Genomic DNA, 15,624 nt, shown 5'->3' with positions numbered 1-15,624 from the left:
ACACCTGCCAGGCTACAACTCCAGAAACAATAAGCTTTGGCGCTAGCCAAACAGGCCGCCTTGCTCGGCTACGGGCTCCAGCAGGGCGGGGACGTCGTGCTTAGGTGAGTTCACCAGGGCCGAGACGGGGTACGCTTTCATCTCCTCGGCGGGGTAAGGCTTCAGGAGTTCCACCACCCGCTGCACGTCGTCGGTGCTGGAGAGCCAGATCTGCTCTTCCTCGGGGTGCAGGATGGCGGGCATGCGGTTATGGATGCCGGCCATGAGTTCATTGGGCTCCGTGGTGATGACGGTAAAGGTGCGCAGTACTTCCCCGGTGGCCGGGTCTACCCACTCGTCCCACAGGCCGGCAAAGGTGAACAGGGCCTCGTTCTTGAGTAAGATGCGGTAGGGTGCTTTGGCTTTGCCCACTTTCTTCCACTCGTAAAAACCGTCGGCGGGCACCAGGCACCGTTTGCTGCCTATGAGTCTTCTGAAGCCGGGTTTTTCCAGCAGGGTCTCGGTGCGGGCATTGATGGGCCTCAGGCCATGTTCCTTCTCCTTGGCCCAATGCGGCAGCAGGCCCCACGAAAAATGCTGCACGGTTTGGGGCTCCTGGCTGGTGATCACGGGCAACAGCTGCGAGGGGGCGGCGTTGTAGCGGGCCTGCTCCTGGTACTTGTGCAGCAGCTCGGCCACTGAGCTTCCGCCCCGCCGGGCAGCGGCTTTCTCTTTTTTGGGAATGACAGAATAACGTCCGCACATACGGGTAAGGGGAAGCGAGGGGTTGGTTTTTCCTCAGGCAGTACTACTTATACATACGGCAGAAAGGCCTGCGGCGGGTTGTTTTCTGCCCATTTTTCCAGAAACAGCTCTAAAACAGCAACCCCGCCGCCGGTTTACCTGTTATTTCTGCTATTACTTTCTTATCTTTCAGAAAAGAGTCTCACACGTTAACTTCTACAGCTATGGCCGGTAAAACCCCCACCAAAGAGAGTGCAAAAAAGGCTCCCGCGAAGACCCTAAAAGAGAAAAGGGCTGAGAAACAGCAAAAGAGAGACGCCAAGCGCGATTAAATCTGCGGAGTACCTGCGCAAAGCCTCTGGAACACTGCTCAAAGGGCATTCCCCTCTAAGGCAGGCTTTCCAGAGGCTTTGCCGTTTTCGGCGCTGCGGGGCCTGCGCTGTAAAGCCTACCTCCGGGGAGCTTGTTTAGGGGCTTTTTTCGCCAAAACACCGCTAAAACAACCCAGCCCCTTTTATTTGCCCAGCGCCGCGGTAAGGTTCTGCCGGTAGGCTTCGCTGAGCGGAATCTCCTTTTTCTGGAGGGTGACCTGGTGCCGCTCAATCTTATCAATCTTGCTCACCGCTACCACAAACGACCGGTGCACCCGCACAAACTTGTCTGAGGGCAGCAGCCCGATGGCCTCGTTGAAGGTACTCCTGGACAGCAGGTTCTTCTCCTTGAGCGCGAAGGTCACGTAGTTGCCGGTGGCCTCCAGGTAGAGAATGTCCTCAAACAGCACCTTCACCTGCTCATAGCCGGTCTTTACGTACAGGTGGTCGGTGGCCTCGGTGTGGTGGCGGAAGTTGAACAGCTCAAACGCCTTGTTGCAGCCCTTGATGAACCGCGCCAGCGAGAAAGGCTTGAGGAGGTAATCCACGGCATCCATCTCAAAGCTGGTGACGGCGTGCTCAGAGTACGCGGTGGTGAAGATGAGCAGCGGCTTTTTGCTCAGGCTGTTGAAGAAGTCAATGCCCGAGATGTCAGGCATCTTAATGTCCAGGAAGATAAGGTCTACCGGCTCTTTCTGCAGGTACTCCAGGGCTTTGAAGGCATCGGAGAAATCGGCTTTCAGGTCAAGGTAGGGCACCTTGGCCGCGTGCGACCGCACAATCTCCAGGGCAATGGGTTCATCATCAATGGCTATGGCTTTCATCACGGACATGGTACGGGCGGTTGTTTCGCCTAAGATAACTGAAGGGTGAGATGGATAAAAAATTCTTTGCCGGTTTCCCGGATGATCAGCTCGTGTTTGTGGGGGTACAGGAGCTGCAGGCGCTGCCGCACGTTGGCCAGGCCAATGCCGCTCTTGTCCCTCTCGGGGTCGGTGCCCTGCTTCAGGTGCTTGCTGTTGTGCACGTCAAAATAGAGCGTTTTCTCCTTCATTTCCAAGGTGATGTAGATGTGCGAAGGCTCGCGCAGGCTGATGCCGTGTTTAAAGGCGTTCTCCACAAACGGGATTAACAGCATGGGTGAGATCTGCACCATGCCCACGGGCTGCTCAATCTGCGCCTTGATCTCCACGTTGGGACTGGGGTCGGTGCGCAGCCGCTGGAAGCTGATGTAGTTCTGCAGGTACTCTATCTCGCGGGCCAGTGAGATGCGCTCCTGCATGTTTTCCTGCAGCATAAAGCGCATCATGTTGCCCAGCTTCTCAATGCCCTCGCTGGTGCGCTCAGCGTTCTCCTGAATGGCGGTGCCGTAAATGGTGTTGAGGGCGTTGAACAGAAAGTGCGGATTGATCTGGGAGCGCAGAAAATCAAAGCTGGCGGTAGACTGGCCCAGCTCCTTTTTAAGGGTAAACACTTCTGCCTGGCCCTGCATCTGGCGTTTGTACAGCACCCAGGCCAGGGGCGCGGTGATCAGAAACTGAAACGACGCGTTAAAGACCGCCAGCCCGAAGCCGTACTCCTCGTCATGCGAGATCAGCAACCCAATCACTCCCACCGGCAAGATGGAAACCACCAGCACCAGCGCCACCCGCCACAGGTACGCCTTGAGGGGCTTCCGCCGGGACATCGCAAGCGGAATAAGGTAATAAAAGGCAAAACAGTACAGCATAATGCCAAACGGGGCCAGCACTCCCCAGCCAATGAGCAACTCCCCATCGGCATCGGCAACCAGGAGCAGGAACATGCTCACCATCCACAGCACAAAGGCCGCCAGCGCGTCACGGGTAATGATGCGGTACCTTGACTCAATGGTCTCTGAGTTGGCCAGCAGGTACAGCGCGGTGTACTTGATGAAGGAATAAAAGCCCAGCAACAGCAAGAGCCGGAAGGCAAGGAAAGCGGTCTCCTGGAAGATATAGTCGTAGGTGTCGTCCTCGGTGGGGAAGCGGCTGAACAGGTAGTTCTTGGCGTAGGTGTCCAGCACGCCAAACACCAGCCAGATGACCAAAAACACGGCCACCACCGCCAGCACGCTCCTGAGTTTCTCTTCCTTCCGGATGAGGTGGGGCACCACTTTAAAATTGAGGAGCAAGAAGGCCAGGTACACCAGGGTGTACTTGATGAGCTGCGGGAAAAAATAGTCTGAGTAGTAGTAGAAGGGCGTGCGGGCCTCCTCAAAGAGCCGCTTGGTGGGCCCCGGCGCATCGGCACTCAGGAAGAACGCCGCAATCACAAAGATAGAGGTAGCCGTCCAGAACTCTACCTTGTTCAAAAAGCCTGGTTTATGCAGAAGGTCTTTCATTGCCATGTTAAAGGACACACTAGTTAGTTAAAATAAATGGGTTTGCCAGTTGCCTGGCGGCATTCTCTAAGGCAAGGTTAACGAGCCTGCTGCCCAACCCAAACTAAATGTGACGGATGCCCCTAAAAATGTGACGGACCAGCAGCTACCTGCCCAGAGCACAACTTTACCGGCGCAGATTGAGTTATTTCCTGTGCCTGAGAGCCAGCTACCTGTTCAGGGAAAGGCTGTTTCAGGCCTGTTTTCTTGAAAACTGCGCAAAAACAACAGCACGCGGGCCCACTAGAGAAGGCGAATGAAGAAAAGAGTAAATGCGCCGCTGATGCGGAAAAGAAAAGATTAGGCGGCGGTGGCGTTGGCCGAAGCGGTTGGGTGGGGCTGCGTCTCGGAGATAATCCGGCCCAGGTCGGTGAGGATGCTGCCGGTGTCGCGCAGGGTGGTGAGGGAGGTGATGGTGTGCAGGCTGTCCAGGCAGCGGGCCTGTTCGGCCTGGGCCAACCGGATGGCTTCCTGCAGGGCCGTCAGGTTGTCGGCGGAGCCCTGCACTCCCAGCAGACCGTACGCGGCAATGCACCGGGCGGTGGCTTCCATGGCCCGCTTGAGTTGCGCCACATTGGGCAGGCCCGGCTGAAAATGCTCGCTCACCTGCATGTCGGCCAGGCTGCGCCTGATACCCCTGATCTGGATGGTGATGCTCTCCAGCTGCAGAATGGTTTCGGTCAACTGGCCCAGCCGCACGCGCTTGTGGGTGAGCAGCGGGTTGTATTTCAGGCTCTGTTCGGCCAAACTAAGCGTTTTTCGGCAGTCCTGCGCTTCCTTGATGAGGGCGTCTACCTCAGAGCGGCCGGTTTTGCGGCTTACCCCCAGGTCATCCAGAATGGCCGCCAGGCTGGTGAGCGTTTGGGCCGAAAGGGCACTGTAGGTAAGGATACTGCGCTCCACGTCGGGCACGGCGTTCTGGGGCACAATGAGGGCGTTGATCAGCACCGCAATGCCCGAGCCCAGGATGGTCTCAATGATGCGCTCCACCGCGTACCCTTCGCGGGCCTGCCCAAACGCCAGCACCAGGAGCGAACTGATGGCCACCTGCGAGATTACCTGCGGGTTCAGGCGCAGGGCCTTGGCCAGGCTCATGCCCACCAGGATGATGAGGAAAATAGAGACCGCCCCCACGTTGAACCAGTGCCCCAGCAACATGCTCACCAGCACCCCGCCAATAATGCCAATGATGCGCTGACTGGCTTTGTCCACCGAGTCGGCCACGGTGACCTGCACCGTCAGGATGGCCGCCACCGCGGCGAAGTACGGATAGTCAGAGTCCAGCACGGTAGTGGCCACAAACCACGACAAAGCCGCCGCGAAGGCCGTTTTCACAATCTGGAGCGTGAGGCCAAACCTGGCCGCTATGTCTATTACTCTGTCCACAGCTTCTCTTACTCAGGCGCCGGGGGAAGGGTTGGGTCAGCAGCAGGGCTGCCCCTTTGTAAGCGGTGGCGCAGTTGCCCCGAAAGGCTCCCCCAAGGCTAATAAGTTCTGGCTTGCTGCGCCACCGCTGTTCAAAAGAAATGGGTGCTCAGAGCCTTACCGCTGGCGGCGGTAGCCAAACCCGAACAGGGTATGCACGGCAATGTTGGGAACGGTCACCGAGCCGCCACCCGCCAGAGGCATTCTGGCCCAGGCTGCGGTTAGTTTCGCCTCGGGCCGGAAGAACCAGTGCTCGGCTATTCCCAGGGGAGGCCCCACGGCCGCCTGCAGGCAAATCCCCGAGATATGGTACCCGCCGCCCAACAGACTTTTCACCGGATTGATGGTTTTCCCCCTGATCCTGCCCTCCGGATGCCCAATGACCAGCCCCAGCCCCACCCGGAACACCCCTGGGTTGCCACTGGCGGGAAAGGCGCGGCTCACCAGGGCCAGATTGTACCCATGCGACACCTCAAAATGCTCTATCTCCGGGGGCGGGTTTTGCAGGTACAGCTTGTGGTGCACCAGTTCGGCACTCCATTGCCGGTAGCCCAGCCGGTAGGCGTAGTACGGCGAACCTACCCAGGGGCGGGTACGGTACCGGGCCCGGAACTTGAGGGTGGCTTGGCCGGGCTGCTCCACCCTAAGCGTGGTGGGCACACTCCAGGCGGTACCGGCAAACACCTCGGCCGTCAAGCCCTGGGCCTGACCAGGTCCTCCCAAGACCAATGAGAGTGCCGCTGTGGCAATCAGCCCTTGTATCCGCCGTTGCTGCATCTGCTTTAACTAAACGTGTCTGAACCTTACAAGTTTAACGGCGCCGTTCAGGATCTGTTTTCTAAAAACGGGCCAGAAACCGGGGTTCCTCCCAACTAAACCACCGCCTGCGTTACCGGTTAATCAGAAGACAGGGCTGAACATTCTGCGCGCCTGCAGAGTAAAAGAAAGGCAGGGAAGAAGATGGAGCAGAGCGCCTTAGCACCACATTAAACCAACCAATACCATGGGTAAAACATCAATCTTCGCGCTAACGGTAGGGCTCATGGCCTGGGCCGCCACCGCCTGCCAACAAAAAGACATGCCGCAGGACGACCTCACGCAGACGCCTCCCACCTCGCCCAACTGCTCGCCCCTGGAAACACGCACCGCCAATGCCCCTGAGCAGAAACCGGCTTTTGCCGGGCAGACCCGCGCCTGCGCCATCACCACCACGGCCACCGTGCAGGTAGAAGTGCTGGCCAGGGGCCTGGAGAAACCCTGGGCCGTGGAGCCCCTCCCCGACGGCTCTTTGCTGGTAACCGAGAAACCCGGCCGCCTGCGCGTGGTATCGGCGGCGGGGCAGGTGGGACAGCCCATCACCGGGGTGCCGGCGGTGGATGCCCGGGGCCAGGGCGGCCTCCTGGACGTGGCCCTCAGCCCCAACTTCGCCACCGACCAGACCATTTTCTGGAGTTTCTCTGAGCCCCGGTCGGGTGGGAACGCCACCAGCGTGGCCCGCGGGGTCCTGTCTCCTGACCGCCGCAGCCTGAGCCAGGTCAGGGTCATTTTCCGGGCCCTGCCCACCTTCAACGGCACCATGCACTACGGCTCACGGCTGGCCTTTGGCCCCGATGGCATGTTGTACGTAACCCTGGGCGAGCGCTCCGATACCCAGATCAGGCCGCAGGCCCAGCACCTGGACAGCCACATGGGCAAGATTGTGCGCATCACGCCAGAGGGCGCCGCCCCGCCCGACAACCCGCTGGTAGGCCAAGCGGGCGCCCTGCCCGAGACCTGGACCCTGGGCCACCGCAATGTGCAGGCCGCCGCCTTTGACCCGCAGGGTCGGCTTTGGGTGGTGGAAATGGGCCCGCAGGGCGGCGATGAACTCAACCTCATTGAGAAAGGCAAGAACTACGGCTGGCCCCTGGTCACCTACGGCGAGGAATACTCGGGCAGGCCGGTGCCCAACGCCGTCACCGCCCGCGAGGGCTTTGAGCAGCCCGTGTACTACTGGGACCCCGTGATTGCTCCCTCCGGCGCGCAGTTTTACACCGGCAACGCTTTTCCTGAGTGGCAGGGTAACCTGTTTGTGGGCGGCATGAAAGACCGGGTGCTGGTGCGGCTCCGGCTGGAGAACGGCAAGGTGACCGGCGAGGAGCACCTGCTCAAAGACCGCAACCAGCGCGTGCGCGACGTTCGGCAGGGGCCCGACGGAGCCCTCTACCTGGTCACCGACCAATTGAACGGGGAACTCTGGAAAGTTACGCCCCGCCCGTAGGACCCATGGCCAGCCCGGCTGCCCTGGCTTGGGTAGTTTTCCGTTTACCGGCCGTTTTTCTCATTTGGGGACTAAACCCCACTATTATCCCACACTTAGCAACGAGCGCATGAAGAAGAGCACCACCCTTGCGGCGGCCGGCGCGGCCTCCCTCCTTTTATGGTCTGCAGTGGCGTACAGCAAGGGCCCCAAGGGCAAAAAGCAGCGGGAAAAACTCAAAGACTACCTCCGGAAGCAGATCACCCAGCGGGCTGCCCGCATCAAGAACCTTTCTGATCCGCCCAGGAGCCTGGCCAAGAAATACCCTTTTGAGAAGCTCATCGCCAACGGGGTGCCCGGCTACTGGATCAACAAAGCCAATGCCGGCAACGGCGTGTTGGTGTACCTGCACGGCGGCGGTTACCTGTTCGGGCCGGTAGCGCTGCAGTGGAAGTACATCGCGCGCCTGAGCAACCTCACCAACCAGGCTGCCCTGGTGGTAGATTACCGCATGGCCCCCGAGCACCCGTTCCCGGCGGCCCTGGAAGACACCGTGCTGCTGCTCACCCACCTGCAGGAAACCGGCCAGTTGCCCCACCACTACACCCTGCTGGGCGACAGCGCCGGCGGCGGTCTGGTGGTAGCCACTACCTACCGGTTAAGGGAGACCGGGAAGCCCCTGCCCAGGAAGCTGCTGCTCATTTCGCCCTGGCTGGACATTACCCTAACCAACCCGGCCTCGCAGCTGACCGCGCCCAAAGACGTTATCCTGGGCTTTGACTCGGTGAGGGCCGCGGCGCGCAAATACATCCAGGACCAGGACCCCAGAAACCCGCTGGTGTCGCCGGTGTTTGGGGATGTGAGCGGTTTGCCGCCTACCCTGGTGCAGATCGGCACCGCTGAGATTTTCCTGTGGGACAGCCGCAGCTTTGTGCAGAAACTCACCAACGCCGGGGTGCCGGTGCAGTATGAGGAGTATGAGAACATGTTCCATGTGTTCCCGCTGGTGCCGTTCCTGGCCCAGAGCAAAAAAGCGCTCAAGTCACAGATCGCTTTCCTGAACGATGATTCAGCCAATGCCTGAAAGTCCGCTTCCTCGTCCCCAAGGCCTGGGCCGTTTTGGGCCTGTTTTCCTGAAATCCGCTGAAAAACGGGCCAGGTGGCGCGCGCTTTTTCTCCGCCACCTCTCAGTAGAGCTGCATCTCTGGTAGGTTTACGCTGATCCGCGCAAAAAAAGGCCCCTGAACATCAGGGGCCCTTTCCACAACAACCTTTGTTCATCACCAACTCTGCTTGTCTTTGCCCAGCTGGAACACCCGGGAGATGTTGAACCCGAAGTAGATGTCGCCCGAGGACCAGCTGCCCGGGTTGCGCGGAATGAAGAACTTTTCTACCATGCCCTGTGCGTTGGTGAACATCAGTTGGAACACGTGGCCGCCGGTCTCCACGTCAACCCCCACCGACAGGCTGTTCTTGAACGCATCGGCAGCGCCGCCCGGCACCAGGTAATAGTACTCGGCGTTGAACGACAACCGCTTGCTCAGCTTGAAGCGCCCGCCTGCGCCCACGGCGAAGACATCGGGCTCCCCGAAACCGGTTTCCGCCAGGTTGCGGTGCACCAGGGTGGGCGCTACTTGCAGCGACAGCCGCTCAGAGAACTTGCGGGCCACCAGGGCCTGGTAGGTGTAGGTGAGGCGGTGCGCAAACTCGTAGTTGGCCTCAGAGGCGGGCCAGTCCAGGGTTCTGAGCGCCACGCTGGAAAACAAGGTGACCGTGAACGGAAAACCGTTGGTCTGCTGCGGCAGGAGTTTGTATTTCAGGAAACCGTCGTACGTCTTCTCCAGCGAGCTTCGGCCCGCGCCCACGGTAAACCGGTTGGTGATGCCGTACTCCAGCGCCAGCCGGATGGTAGACTGGTCCAGGCCCCAGAAGTTGTAGGCGCCGCTGTTGAGGGTGCCAAACCGGTGCGAGATGAGGAACAGCAGGGCACCGGCGCCGTTGGTTTCCACGGTGTGCCCGTTCACCAGGCGGGTGGCTTTGAAGGTAGCCGAAACGCTCTCAGGCTGTAGCGTATCTCCGGCCTGGGCCAGTTGCAGCAGGTCATCCTGGGCTGCCGCGTTTCTGGCCCAAACGGAGAGAAAAGCCACCAAAACAAGTTTTCTCCACTTCTTCATAGGCTCTTCTCCACGTAAGGGACATACACTACATTCACGGTAATAGCAATGCGCTTGGCAATGTGCTCGCGCACCAGGAACGGGATCTCAATGTTGAACTCCTGCGGGGTCACCGAGAAGGTAGACTTGCCCAGCAGCTGCTTGCCCTTCACCTCCAGGGTACCGTCGGTCCGGATGGGGCGGTCCACCCCATGAATGGTCAGCACGCCTTCCATCTGCACCTTGTACAGGCGGTCCTGGGCCAGGTTAACGGCCTGTATGTTCAGCACTTTGCCCTTGAAGGTGGCCTTGGGGTACTTGTCAGACTCCACGTAGTTCTCGTTGAAGTGCTCCTGCATGAGGGCTTTCTTGAACTGAAAGGCCTTCATGGGCACCGAAAAGACCATGTCGCCGGTTTTAAGGTCCAGGAAAGACACCACCTGCCGGTTCTGCGCCTCAATGTCTTCCAGGGGGGCCTTGGAAAAGAAGGAGATGAACCCGGTGCGGGTGTAGTACCTGGACTGACCGGTGGCTGGGCCGCACCAGCCCCACAGCACCAGCCCCAGCAGAAAAAAGCCTCTTGCCATCATAAAAACCGGTTACGTTAGTTGTTGGGAGCCCCTGCGTCTACCCATTTCTTGATCTTGGCAATGTTGCAGTCAGACAGCTTGGGCCCGCCCTGCGGCATGGCCGGGAAACCGCTGGCGTGCGTGATCACCCCCATCAGTTTCCCGTTGTCGGCTACCTGCTTCACGCGGGCGTAGGTGTCCAGGATCATTCCGCCGTTGGCCTGGGTGGCATTGTGGCAGGCAAGGCAGTTGGACGATATGATCCCCGACACCGTGCCGGAGTAAGTGACGGAATTGGTATCACACTGCTGCGGCTGCTGGTTGGGGTTATTGGGCGTGATCTCTTCTTCTTTGTCGTCTTTACAGGCCGACAACCCCGTGAGCAACAGCGTGAGGCCCAGGAGGCCAGAGCGAAGGTTCTTTTTCATAGGAACAAGTGGTTAGAAGTTCAGGAACTGATGACAGGGCCCAGACGGGTTGTTACTGGCGCACCACCTGCCCCCTGATCTCACCCCCTTGGAATGCGGCACTGTGGATGTTCACGAACCACCGGCCGGCCAACAGATCGGCTTCCTGGTCTTGGGTAAGGGGCGGCGTCTGGGCATTGATGGGGCTGGTGTAAGGCGCTGAGCCAATGGGAATGACCACGGGCCCGGGAGACCCCACCTCCCCTTTATGGAAGTGCATGTTGGTGGCGGTGAGCCCCGTCCAGGTGATGGTGTAGGTAAGAATCTTGGTGTCCTGGTTGTAAGTGCCCGAGAAGGTGCCGGTGGCGGTGGAATTGTTGGCCGGCACTTCCTTGGCCCCGGTAAGGGTGGTGTTCTGGAACTGGACCAGGTTGGTTGGTTGGGTGTCCTCGTCATCATCGCCGCAGCTTACCAGGGCAAAGGGCAGCACGAACAATAGCCCAAGGGCCAGGCGGAAAAATACAGTTTTGGTTTTCATGGTTGTTTTGGTTTGGTGAATGGAAAGTGCGCAAAAAAGCAGAGGCAATGCCGTACAACCCAGCACCTTGAGCGGGTGCTGCCACGGAGAGAAGAAATGGGAACAATCTAAGGTTTTAGCCTAAGGGTATAACCTGCCGAAAAGAACACGCCGGCACTGGTAAGCCTAACTTTTCCTGCCCCAATCCCCGACAGGGGAACTTTCACAAACGGCTCCACTCCCACTGAGAACAGCGGCGAAAGGGCCCGGGTGTACACCAAAGAGACATTCTGCACTTTAAACCAATGCTGGTTCTGGTTCTTCACCTGGTAGCGGTAGCCGTAGGCGCCGTAACCGCCGCCCGAGGTGTACTCTTCCCGCAGCATGAGGTAAGAGGAAAGCCCGGCCTGTACCGCCACGGCATTTTTCCCAGATTCCAGCACCGTGTACCGCAGGTTGAGCGGCAGGTCCAACACGGCACAGGTGGCGTCAATAGGGGAATATGACGTGTACCCGCCCGCGAAACTATACTCCTGCGGACTGGCCGAGTACTTCTTATTGGCCCACACTGCCCCGGTCACCAGGCTCAGCCGCCTGGTCAGCGGAAGCCCCACCAACACGCCGGCATTGGCACTCAGGCCCTCCGGCTGCCTGAACTTAACCGTAGTCAGGTCAGGGGCCACGGCTACCGCGATCTGAACAGACCGCAGGAACCCCGGCCCTTCTTCGGCCTTGTCCTGGCTGGACTCTTTGGCGGTAGTGTCCTGGGGCGCCAGTAGCACACTTTCCGCAAGAGGTGCCAGGGTAAGCTGCTCAGGTCTTCTTGCCTGCAGCTCATCCAGGAACAGGTGGCCTCTGGTTTGCATCAAGGGCTCTTCATGTACCAGAAGAGCGGCGGGCACAGGGTCTCTTTGGGTGCTGGTTCCATCAGCCTGCCCTCTGGCGCTTACGGCCAGGTATTTCTTCGTCTGGGTACCTCCGCGTAGCCCCGGCCGGGTTCCTGCAGCCACTGTACCAGATGTAGAGGCAGCTGGTTTCCTGAAGCTGTTCGCTCGGGGACTAGCGACTACCGCCTCCACCCTAATTGGCCGCTCCGCTGCTTTCGTCTGGCCGAGTTCCGGTGAGTTTCTCTCGATACTTTCCTCTCCGCTTCTGTGAGGGGCAGTGGAAATTTTCCTTGCAACGCTTTTTTCAGGCTGCGCCTGGGGAACGGCGGCGGACTGGGCGGAACTGGTTGCTGTAGGCTGTTTTTGGGGTGTTTTTACAGATTCAGGGGCAAACCGGTGAACAACAATCAGGCTAAGGAAGGTGAGCAATACCACCGCCGGATAGAATCTGGTGAACCAGCTGGGGCGCGGTTCCGCCTGCTGCAGCCGCTGCTCCATCGCCTCCCAGGCCTCGGGGTCAAAGGGAGGGTCGAAGCTCTCTGCCGAGTCCTTGAAAAGGCGGTCCAGCTCTTCGTCAGATATATTGTTCAACTTCATCTACTCTATTTTTTTTTAATACTTCCCGCAGGTTGGCCCTGGCTTTTGACAGATTAGACTTGGAGGTGCCGGGCGAGATGCCCAGCATTCCGGCTATTTCCTCATGGGTGTAGCCGTCAATGACGTACAAGTTGAACACGGTGCGGTAGGCCGGCGACAACTGCTGGATCAGGCCCATCAGGTACTCGTAGTTCAGGTCGCTGACCACGTCGGCGGTGGCTGCCACCGGCGGTGAGGTGTCCAGGTCGGCCGCGTGGTAGTGCTTGAGGTTGTGCCGGTAATTATCCAGCGCAGTGTTGATCATGATGCGCCTGATCCAGCCCTTGAAGGGTTTGTTGGGGTCATACTGGGCCAGCCGGGTGAAGACCTTCATGAACCCGTCGTTCAGCACTTCGCGGGCTTCTTCCACGTCTGCCGAGTAGCGCACACAGACACTCATAGCATACCCGTAGAAACGCTGATACAGCTTTCTTTGGGCTTCCCGGTCGTTCCTCAGACAACCGCGGAGCAGCTCTACCACTTCTATGCTTTCCGTCCCTATCACGTGTTCCGATTTTGCGTCCCCATCACGCACCGTTTAGAAAAAGGGTTGCCTTGCTTTGTAAAATTTAATGAAAATTTTTAACACCCTTTGCTAAAGCCAGCGAGAGACCAAGGTATGCTCAGGGAGAAGGCAGAACTGTTGAAATGATACTCTATTTAATAAGGAGGAACAGGGAGGATTGTGACCGGCCCGCCCTGCTTCTGCCCGGCTGATACGGACTGTGATTTTGCGCCCTTTCCACCAAAACAAGCCAAAAACGGTACGGCTTCTTCTCCATAACTTGTTAAGCACCCGAATGATAGCTTATTACCCTAGGATTTAACCACTTACCCCAGGAAGTATTCGCATAACATCTGTTTAGAATTATTCTTAATAAGCCTTGGTAATTCTAGATTCCTACACTAGGTTTGTGCCCTTGGTTAGAATTTGTCTAAATAAAAATAGTAATGAATGTAAAAATACTCTACGCCACTTTACTAGCCTTCTTGGTTCCCTTTGCCCTGTTAGCGCAACAAGGAGGCCGGTCTGTATCTGGGTTGGTGACCAACCAGGCCGGTCAGCCGGTGGAGTTTGTAACGGTAGCCCTGGAAGGGACTGTTCTGGGTACCAACACTAACGCAGATGGCTCTTTCCTTATCTCAGGGGTAAAACCCGGCACGTACACCTTACGGGTGGGCGGCGTAGGCTTCAGCGCTGTCACCCAAACCGTGGATCTTACCGGCCAGAACGCAGTTGTTTCCATTACTATCAAGGAAAACAGAAATGCCCTGCAGGAGGTGATCATCTCGGCAAACCGCTCGGTGGAGGCGCTTGATGAGACTCCTGCCTCGGTGCACGTCCTGGACCACCGCACCCTGCAAACCCAGTCTTTGGTTTCCTCCAACATTTCTAACATTCTGGCAGCTACCGTACCGGGCTTAGCGTTAAACAGCAACACCACCAGTAACGTTGGGCAGACCTTACGGGGCCGCAACGTGCTGATTCTGGTAGACGGCATCCCGCAGTCCACGCCCCTCAGGGCCGGGGGCCGGGAGGTGAGAACCATTGACCCTTCTGCCATTGAGCGGGTGGAAGTAGTGAAAGGGGCCACAGCCGTGTATGGCAACGGCGCAGACGGCGGTCTAATCAACTATATCACCAAGAAGCCCACCTTAACCCAGCCCTTTAGCGCCACCACCACGGTGCTTGGGACGGGCATGCTGTTCCATGGCGGCGATACCTTTGGCGGCCGCATCTCCCAGCAGGTGTCGGGTCAACTGAAAGCCTTTGACTACGTAGCCACCGGGGCTTTTGAAAGAACCGGAGTGTACAAAGACGGCGAAGGACAGGTAATCTCTCCCCTATATGGCCTGGGTGAAACCAACACCTACAATGCCTTTGCCAAACTGGGGTACAACCTAGGCACCAAACACCGCGTGGAGGGCATGTACAACTACTTTGGCAGCCGGCAGCAGACCGAATATGTGCTGCAGGAGGGCAAATATGCCCAGGCCCCCTCCATTGGGGTAAAAGGGGAGCAGCAGGGCGAAGATGAAGGAACCCGCTACAACCACAACGCCCAGCTAAGGTACACCGGCAAAAGCCTGTTTCTCAACACAGACCTAGACCTGAGCGCTTACGTGCAGAGCTTCTACACTATTTACGGCTATACGCCTTACTTTGAGAACGGGGGGCAGTCTACCATCCTCTCCAACAAGAAAGGCCTGCGCCTAAACCTGAATACGCCGCTCAACTTGGGCCCGCTGAAAACCAGCATCACCTACGGCGTAGACTACCTGCAGGATGTTACTTCCCAACCCTTGGTAGACGGCCGTATCTGGGTACCGGAGATGGACATGGTGAACCTGGCTCCTTACGCCCAATTGCAGGTGAACGCATTTGAGCACTTTATCTTCAAAGCCGGCTACCGGTACGACAATGTTTCCATTGACGTGCCTGACTTCCAGCAACTGCGCTTAAGCGCCGGGGGCGGTGGCAACGCCGTGCAGGGGGGCACGCTTGACTTTGATGCCCATACCTTCAACCTGGGCTTGCGCTACACCGCCATAGCGGCCTTTAAACCCTTCATCAGCTACTCCCAGGGCTTTTCCATCATTGATGTGGGCCGCTACGTGCGCGGGGCCAGGGAAAACTACATCTCCCAAATGGACATTGAGCCAGTCATCGTGAACAACTATGAGGCGGGTTTCCACAGCAGAATCGGCAAAGTGGCCTTCAGCGGCGCTTACTTCATCAGCACCTCTGAGCTGGGCGCCAACCTCAAGGCCAATGAGCAAGGCACTTACACCATTGAACGCGCCCCTGAGCGTATTGAGGGCTTTGAGGTAGTGGCCGATTATTTTGTGACTGACAAGATCACCATAGGGGCCAATGCCGCTTTCAGCGAAGGACGGGTAGACCTCAACAACAACGGAGCCTTCCATGATGAGGAGAACAACTACCTGAACGGCACCAGGATAGCGCCCCTGAAGATCGCCTCTTACCTCAGAGTGGAGCCGCTGGCCAAACTGAACCTGAACCTGCAATGGATCTACTCCGGCGAGAGAGACCGTTTTGCCCCTAATTCCAAGGGCGGGTATAACTCCGGCGAGGGGCCCGTACAGGATTTCCATGTGGTGAACCTTTCCGGCAACTACCAACTTACCCACAAACTTGGTTTTAACCTGGGCATTGAGAACCTGCTGGACGAAGCGTATTACCTGCCGCAAGCCTACTGGTACGGCCGAGACGATAACTTTACCCGGGCCAGTGGCGCAAGATTTCAAATAGGGGCAACTTATAAATGGTAAAC

Annotated in this window: 14 protein-coding genes; 3 read left to right on the top strand and 11 right to left on the bottom strand. The window is 58.1% G+C overall.

The annotated features are described in order from the left end of the window. Positions 1–42: 42 nt before the first annotated feature. From JT718_RS09815 to JT718_RS09795, 5 genes are all read right to left on the bottom strand, one after another. Entirely contained in the window at positions 43–744 is a 702-nt protein-coding gene (locus JT718_RS09815; protein WP_205502183.1) for an SOS response-associated peptidase, read from the bottom strand. A 493-nt stretch (positions 745–1,237) separates the two neighbouring features. Then, complete coding sequence (locus tag JT718_RS09810; RefSeq protein ID WP_205502543.1) at positions 1,238–1,918, bottom strand: LytR/AlgR family response regulator transcription factor; 681 nt, start codon at positions 1,916–1,918, stop codon at positions 1,238–1,240. A 29-nt stretch (positions 1,919–1,947) separates the two neighbouring features. Beyond that, positions 1,948–3,456 carry a sensor histidine kinase gene (locus JT718_RS09805; protein WP_205502181.1) on the bottom strand — a complete coding sequence of 503 codons (1,509 nt, stop codon included), beginning with the start codon at positions 3,454–3,456 and terminating at the stop codon, positions 1,948–1,950. 339 nt (positions 3,457–3,795) lie between these two features. After that, positions 3,796–4,881, bottom strand: a complete 1,086-nt coding sequence (locus JT718_RS09800; RefSeq protein WP_205502179.1) for an FUSC family protein — start codon at positions 4,879–4,881, stop codon at positions 3,796–3,798. A gap of 156 nt (positions 4,882–5,037) precedes the next feature. Next, the gene (locus tag JT718_RS09795) at positions 5,038–5,697 is read right to left on the bottom strand and encodes a hypothetical protein (RefSeq protein WP_205502177.1); all 660 of its coding nucleotides are present in this window, start codon (positions 5,695–5,697) and stop codon (positions 5,038–5,040) included. 226 nt (positions 5,698–5,923) lie between these two features. Between JT718_RS09795 and JT718_RS09790 the strand changes: the two genes are divergently transcribed. Both JT718_RS09790 and JT718_RS09785 read left to right on the top strand, forming a co-directional pair. After that, positions 5,924–7,180, top strand: a complete 1,257-nt coding sequence (locus JT718_RS09790) for a PQQ-dependent sugar dehydrogenase (RefSeq protein WP_240337018.1) — start codon at positions 5,924–5,926, stop codon at positions 7,178–7,180. Positions 7,181–7,289: 109 nt separating this feature from the next. Beyond that, a complete protein-coding gene (locus tag JT718_RS09785) occupies positions 7,290–8,243 on the top strand; it encodes an alpha/beta hydrolase (protein WP_205502175.1) in 954 nt (317 codons plus the stop codon). A gap of 196 nt (positions 8,244–8,439) precedes the next feature. On the opposite strand, the gene JT718_RS09780 is transcribed toward JT718_RS09785, so the two are convergent. From JT718_RS09780 to JT718_RS09755, 6 genes are all read right to left on the bottom strand, one after another. Next, a complete protein-coding gene (locus JT718_RS09780; protein WP_205502173.1) occupies positions 8,440–9,333 on the bottom strand; it encodes a DUF5777 family beta-barrel protein in 894 nt (297 codons plus the stop codon). Next, positions 9,330–9,902, bottom strand: a complete 573-nt coding sequence (locus JT718_RS09775; protein WP_240337017.1) for a YceI family protein — start codon at positions 9,900–9,902, stop codon at positions 9,330–9,332. The genes JT718_RS09780 and JT718_RS09775 overlap by 4 nt, the downstream gene beginning before the upstream one ends. Positions 9,903–9,916: 14 nt before the next feature. Beyond that, the gene (locus JT718_RS09770; RefSeq protein ID WP_205502171.1) at positions 9,917–10,309 is read right to left on the bottom strand and encodes a cytochrome c; all 393 of its coding nucleotides are present in this window, start codon (positions 10,307–10,309) and stop codon (positions 9,917–9,919) included. 52 nt (positions 10,310–10,361) lie between these two features. Further along, positions 10,362–10,826, bottom strand: a complete 465-nt coding sequence (locus JT718_RS09765; RefSeq protein ID WP_205502169.1) for a CHRD domain-containing protein — start codon at positions 10,824–10,826, stop codon at positions 10,362–10,364. A gap of 107 nt (positions 10,827–10,933) precedes the next feature. Beyond that, positions 10,934–11,815, bottom strand: a complete 882-nt coding sequence (locus JT718_RS09760; RefSeq protein WP_205502168.1) for a porin family protein — start codon at positions 11,813–11,815, stop codon at positions 10,934–10,936. A 451-nt stretch (positions 11,816–12,266) separates the two neighbouring features. Then, positions 12,267–12,833, bottom strand: a complete 567-nt coding sequence (locus JT718_RS09755) for an RNA polymerase sigma factor (RefSeq protein ID WP_317195497.1) — start codon at positions 12,831–12,833, stop codon at positions 12,267–12,269. A gap of 446 nt (positions 12,834–13,279) precedes the next feature. Between JT718_RS09755 and JT718_RS09750 the strand changes: the two genes are divergently transcribed. Then, positions 13,280–15,622, top strand: coding sequence for a TonB-dependent receptor (locus JT718_RS09750; RefSeq protein ID WP_205502165.1), 2,343 nt, complete (start codon positions 13,280–13,282; stop codon positions 15,620–15,622). Positions 15,623–15,624 lie beyond the last annotated feature (2 nt).

Origin of the sequence: Rufibacter psychrotolerans, from assembly GCF_016924645.1 — a bacterium.
GTDB lineage: Bacteria > Bacteroidota > Bacteroidia > Cytophagales > Hymenobacteraceae > Nibribacter > Nibribacter psychrotolerans.
This window is presented reverse-complemented; position numbering and strand designations above follow the sequence as displayed.

Excerpts from the sequence above, each read along its gene's own strand:
- JT718_RS09780 (WP_205502173.1), bottom strand. The coding sequence starts at position 9,333 with ATGAAGAAGTGGAGAAAACTTGTTTTGGTGGCTTTTCTCTCCGTTTGG.
- JT718_RS09785 (WP_205502175.1), top strand. The coding sequence starts at position 7,290 with ATGAAGAAGAGCACCACCCTTGCGGCGGCCGGCGCGGCCTCCCTCCTT.
- JT718_RS09795 (WP_205502177.1), bottom strand. The coding sequence starts at position 5,697 with ATGCAGCAACGGCGGATACAAGGGCTGATTGCCACAGCGGCACTCTCA.
- JT718_RS09765 (WP_205502169.1), bottom strand. The coding sequence starts at position 10,826 with ATGAAAACCAAAACTGTATTTTTCCGCCTGGCCCTTGGGCTATTGTTC.
- JT718_RS09790 (WP_240337018.1), top strand. The coding sequence starts at position 5,924 with ATGGGTAAAACATCAATCTTCGCGCTAACGGTAGGGCTCATGGCCTGG.
- JT718_RS09815 (WP_205502183.1), bottom strand. The coding sequence starts at position 744 with ATGTGCGGACGTTATTCTGTCATTCCCAAAAAAGAGAAAGCCGCTGCC.
- JT718_RS09750 (WP_205502165.1), top strand. The coding sequence starts at position 13,280 with ATGAATGTAAAAATACTCTACGCCACTTTACTAGCCTTCTTGGTTCCC.
- JT718_RS09770 (WP_205502171.1), bottom strand. The coding sequence starts at position 10,309 with ATGAAAAAGAACCTTCGCTCTGGCCTCCTGGGCCTCACGCTGTTGCTC.
- JT718_RS09805 (WP_205502181.1), bottom strand. The coding sequence starts at position 3,456 with ATGAAAGACCTTCTGCATAAACCAGGCTTTTTGAACAAGGTAGAGTTC.
- JT718_RS09775 (WP_240337017.1), bottom strand. The coding sequence starts at position 9,902 with ATGATGGCAAGAGGCTTTTTTCTGCTGGGGCTGGTGCTGTGGGGCTGG.
- JT718_RS09810 (WP_205502543.1), bottom strand. The coding sequence starts at position 1,918 with ATGAAAGCCATAGCCATTGATGATGAACCCATTGCCCTGGAGATTGTG.